The organism is Sulfuricaulis sp. (assembly GCF_049587675.1).
Classification (GTDB): domain Bacteria; phylum Pseudomonadota; class Gammaproteobacteria; order Acidiferrobacterales; family Sulfurifustaceae; genus Sulfuricaulis.
Genome location: NZ_JBAVEJ010000029.1, coordinates 1 through 4,697, shown reverse-complemented (window position 1 = coordinate 4,697; position 4,697 = coordinate 1). Strand labels below are relative to the sequence as shown.

At 61.7% G+C, this 4,697-nt stretch carries 5 protein-coding genes; 3 read left to right on the top strand and 2 right to left on the bottom strand.

Annotated elements, in window-relative coordinates; genetic code table 11:
- The 3 genes from WB402_RS01155 to WB402_RS01145 form a co-directional block, all read left to right on the top strand.
- Window positions 1-418 (top strand): DUF1800 family protein (locus WB402_RS01155; protein WP_424204926.1); only part of this gene is annotated, 418 nt, incomplete at its 5' end.
- A 1-nt stretch (window position 419) separates the two neighbouring features.
- Entirely contained in the window at window positions 420-1,766 is a 1,347-nt protein-coding gene (locus tag WB402_RS01150) for a DUF1501 domain-containing protein (protein ID WP_424204925.1), read from the top strand.
- A gap of 97 nt (window positions 1,767-1,863) precedes the next feature.
- Window positions 1,864-2,379, top strand: coding sequence for an MOSC domain-containing protein (locus WB402_RS01145; protein WP_424204923.1), 516 nt, complete (start codon window positions 1,864-1,866; stop codon window positions 2,377-2,379).
- A 127-nt stretch (window positions 2,380-2,506) separates the two neighbouring features.
- Here the strand turns inward: WB402_RS01145 and WB402_RS01140 are convergent, their stop codons facing one another.
- Together WB402_RS01140 and WB402_RS01135 are read right to left on the bottom strand one after the other, a co-directional pair.
- Entirely contained in the window at window positions 2,507-3,388 is an 882-nt protein-coding gene (locus tag WB402_RS01140; protein ID WP_424204921.1) for an NAD(P)-dependent oxidoreductase, read from the bottom strand.
- A gap of 216 nt (window positions 3,389-3,604) precedes the next feature.
- Window positions 3,605-4,582, bottom strand: a complete 978-nt coding sequence (locus WB402_RS01135) for a DUF2950 domain-containing protein (protein ID WP_424204919.1) — start codon at window positions 4,580-4,582, stop codon at window positions 3,605-3,607.
- Between the last annotated feature and the right edge of the window lie 115 nt (window positions 4,583-4,697).

Genomic DNA, 4,697 nt, shown 5'->3' with positions numbered 1-4,697 from the left:
CCTGCAGCAGAATCTGTTCACACCGTCATCGGTGTTCAATTATTTCCCTCCGAGCTACGTGATCCCGGGCACAACGTCGCTGGGACCGGAGTTTGGGATTCAGGACACAATAAGCGTCCTGAATCGCGCCAATTTCGTCCATCAGCTGGTCTACGGCGGCGGTGCGGGGGCAGACGCCAACGTCACCGGGAGCACCGGAACCAGCCTCGACTTGTCTTCGTATCAATCCAGCGCCACCAACGCAGACAAGCTGGTTGAACAACTGAACCAGCGGATGATGCACGGCACGCTGTCACCGGTCGCCAGCGCGACGATCGCACAAGCGGTCAATGCCGTGGCGGCGACCGATACGATCAACCGCGTGCGCATGGCGGTTTACCTGCTGGCGAGCTCGCAACAATATCAGGTGAAGCGCTGACATGAATCGACGCAGCTTTCTTCGCCACATGGGCGGCATCGGGGCCGGTGCCGCGCTGGCGCAGCTCGGGCTGCTGAGCAGCCGCACGCTGGCCGCGCCCGGGGACTACAAGGCGCTGGTATGCATTTTTCTCGGGGGGGGTAACGACGGCAACAACACCATCGTTCCGATCGACACTGCGGGCTACGCCAACTATTCCAGCATCCGGGGTACGCTCACGCTGCCGCAGGCGAATCTGGTACCGCTGTCGGAAGTGGGCGGCGCGCTGCGCTTCGGGTTGCACCCGGGACTGACCGCCTGGCAGTCGATCTGGAACGCCGGACAGATGGCGGTGCTGCTCAACACGGGCACGCTGCTGCAGCCGCTGACGCTGGCCCAGTATCAGGCCTCGACCAGCGTCAGGCCGCTCAATCTTTTTTCGCATATCGACCAGCAACACCAGTGGCAGACCGCGATATCGGACACCCCGAGCAGCACCGGCTGGGGCGGTCGGATTGCCGACCAACTCGCCGCCGCAAATGCCGGCTCCAGCGTGCCGACGATGATAACGACCTCGGGCAACAATCTTTTCGTCACCGGAAAGGCCTCGCGCGCGCTCGCCGTTCCGGTCTCCGGTTCGTTCGGGCTGAGCGGCACCGGCACCAGCGGCGCGAACCTGGCACGTACCAATGCATTAAAGCAGTTGCTCGGTGTCGACAAGGACGCGCAACTCGTCGACGCGGCGCAGGACATCGTCACCAACGCCTTGAATTATTCCACCATGCTCAGCCCCCTCCTTGCCAGCAACACAACTCCAGCAGCGGTGCCGTTCGCGACATTGACCTCTGGCATCTCGAAGCAATTACTCGCCATCGCCAAGATCATCGAGGCGCGCACCACGCTCAACGCGACACGCCAGATATTTCTCGTCTCACTGGACGGCTTCGATACCCACACCAACGAGCTTAATTCCCAGGCGAACCTCTTCGGTCAGCTTGGTCCAGCGGTCAAGGCATTCTACGACGCGATGGTGGCGATCGGCGAGAACACCAACGTGACCACGTTCACGCTCTCCGATTTTTCGCGCACGTTCAAGCCGAATACCGGCGGCGGCACCGATCATGCCTGGGGCAACAATCATTTCATCATCGGCGGCGCGGTGCACGGCCAGCGCTTTTATGGCACGCAGCCGGCCCTGATCCTGGGCGGGCCGGACGACACCAGCCAGGAAGGCCGCTGGATTCCGACCACAGCGGTGGATCAATACGCGGCGACGCTCGCGACCTGGTTCGGGGTGTCGCCGGCCGGTCTTGCCAGCGTTTTGCCCAACTTGTCGCAGTTTCCGACCGCCAACCTCGGCTTCGTCTAGTTCCGCAGCTGGCTCCGCCTCCGCTATTAGCCGGGGCGGCGGTTCACATTCGCAGGACGCTTCAATAAGGACGGTAGCTGTAGTATTACTTCTCACCATGCTTTTCAACTGGCTCGGCATCAAGCGACACAAACCCGAAGCGGCAACGCTCAAGGCTATCTTTGTCGCCGCGTCGGCGGGGGACCCGATGAAGTCGGTGAACGCGATCGAGGCCATTGCCAATCGCGGCCTGGAAGGTGATCGCTACAGCGAAGACCGAGGCCACTGGAAATCGATTGACGGCTGCCAGGTCACCCTCATTACCGAACATGATCTGACACAGGCAAAAAAAGGAACCGAGACCGAGTTCCAGCAGAGTCTCGATAACGGCGGCCATCGGCGCAACCTGGTCTTCGCGGGAATCAAAACGAAAGATCTGGAAGGGAAAGATTTTCGCATCGGCACAACCGTGTTCCGTTACGACAAACCCCGCCCGCCCTGCGCTTACTTGGACAAGATTACCGGCAAGAGCATGTGCCGTGCCTTAAGCCACAATAGCGGTGTTTGTCTCCGCGTCGTCACCGGCGGCAAGCTGACTGTGGGGGATACGGTGGAGATAATCGATCAGACGTAAAATTAATTCACTCCGATACATTTAACCGCGGAATAACCAACGCTGGCGCCTTTATTGTTCATTTTGGCAAATACCGTTCGCAACTAGGTCCAGATTGCCAAAAACGGGGTTACCTCACTCCGACCACTTAACTCTCTCTTCGTCCCATCATCTGCTCCAGCACGAGCAGCAGCGAGCTCGTGTCCTGCTCGCCGAAACCACTGCCCATCAGCGCATTGAGTTGTTGCATCACTTGCGCGGTCACGGGAAGCGGCAAGCCGGCGTCGTGTGCGAGTTCAAGCGCGACACCGATATCTTTGTGATGCAGCGCGGCGACAATACCGGCGGTAAAATCGCGCTCGACCATCTTCTTGCCCAGCACGTCGAGCATGCGGCTGGCGCCCAGCCCCGTCATCACCGCCTCGCGCACCTTGGCCGCGTCCGCGCCCTGCTCGCGCGCGAACAGCAGCGCCTCGGCGGCACCTTGCAGGTTGGCCAGCAGGGCAATCTGGTTGGCGAGTTTGGTCACCTGTCCCGTTCCGAGCGGGCCCATGTGAAAGATCGTCTTGCCCAGGCATTCCAGCAGCGGCCGCGCGCGTTCGAAAGTGGCCTTTTCTCCGCCGACAAAGAACGTGAGCGACGCCGTCCTGGCTCCCGCCACGCCGCCCGAAACCGGTGCATCCAACATGGTAATGCCACGCTCGCTTAACCGCCGGGCTACGTCCCGCGCGACCGTGGGCGAGATCGTGCTCATGTCCACGTGAATCAAACCGGGCGAGACGCCATGCACCAGCCCCTGCGGCCCGAGCGCAACCGATTCGACGTCGCTTCCGGCGGTGACCATGGTGAATACCACTTCGCTTGCTTGCGCGACCTCGGCGGGCGAGGCAAGCAGGCTCAAGCCAAGACGGCTGGCATGGGCGCGCGAGCGTTCGCCGCGCGCGTAAGTGGCAAGTGTGTGACCGGCGGCGAGCAGATGCCGTGTCATCTCGCTGCCCATGTTGCCGAGGCCGATAAAACCGAGTCGCATGGGTTTCACCTTCTGTTGACGGAGACGGAGAAACTGAACATTACCTTATTTGCAAGGGATCGTGTGACGCGGTTCGGGGTGTGAGGCCAAATAAAAAGGCCCGGCATTGGCTGGGCCTTGGGTCATTCATCGCGACATGTGATGCGCGGGTGGGGCGCAAACTTAAATCGCTCCGATACCCTTAACTCTTTAGCTCACGCGTCGCGATCAGTCCATTCACTGAGATTTCTTCCACGTCTTGTCGGGGTTGAAGTGCACCATCTTGCCGGCCTCGGCCTGGGTGGCGTTACCCAGGTCCTTCTCGTAAATCGTGCCATCGTGGTTGATGATGAAGGTCATGACGCCGGAGACGCCGTGTTTCGCGGGGTAGGCCACGACGGCGAATCCACCGATCAGCCGGCCGTTCACAAGGTAGTCGTAAGCACCGCCGTGTGCATCCTTGCCCTGCACCGTGAGCATGCGGTAGTAGTAACCGTGGTAGGGCACCGGTGCGCCCGCCGCCGTCTTCTTGGCATATCCCTCCCGGGTTGCCTCGCCCACCAACTGCCCCAATGGACTCGGTGCTGCGCCGGGTTGCGTCGGCCAGTACAGGCCGTCTTTCTTGCCCGCCGAAGATATGAACTTGCGCGCATAAGCGTCGAAACCGGTACGGTCCGGGTCCGCCGCGGCGTATTCGCGTTGCGCATCGACGATGGCCAGCAGCGTCTGCAGGGTATCGAGTTCGTTGCGTCCGATGCGCCGGTTGGTGATCTCCTCGCGTCCCGCCGCCGCGTCGAACGCCCACTTGTCGCCCTTCTTCTTGAGCGGCGCGGGGAAGGACCAGTTGTCGTCACCGACGATGAGCACCGCGTGAGTATCGCCTTCCCTTACGATCCCGTTCTTCTTGTCATAGGCGGCGAGGAATTTCGCCCAGTCGGCACGATCGGCCACCGGGTCGCCGGTGAAGAGCCAGTCCTTGGAAGCCGGTCCCACGACCGCGAGCAGTGCTTGCGCGTCCTGGGCACGAACCGCATCGGCAAGCGCCTTGGACGCCGCCTCCGGCGAGGCGAAGGATTTCTGCGCGGTGGCATTTGCGGCTGGGGCCTTGGTGGCCGGGACCTTAGCGGCGGGAGGGTTCTGCGCCAGTGCGGCGATCGGGGCGAGCACGATGAAGAACATCGCGATCAGGGAATAGATCTTGTGTTGGAGGGTCATGTTTCTCTCGCAGGGATTCAATGCTGAACGATCTAGCGACGGCCACCGCCGCCGCGACCGCCTCCACGACTCATGCCGCCTCCACCGCGGCTGGCGCTGCCGCGCGCACTGGCAG

Coding starts and splice junctions, on each gene's coding strand:
- WB402_RS01135 (WP_424204919.1), bottom strand. CDS start 4,582: ATGACCCTCCAACACAAGATCTATTCCCTGATCGCGATGTTCTTCATC.
- WB402_RS01150 (WP_424204925.1), top strand. CDS start 420: ATGAATCGACGCAGCTTTCTTCGCCACATGGGCGGCATCGGGGCCGGT.
- WB402_RS01145 (WP_424204923.1), top strand. CDS start 1,864: ATGCTTTTCAACTGGCTCGGCATCAAGCGACACAAACCCGAAGCGGCA.
- WB402_RS01140 (WP_424204921.1), bottom strand. CDS start 3,388: ATGCGACTCGGTTTTATCGGCCTCGGCAACATGGGCAGCGAGATGACA.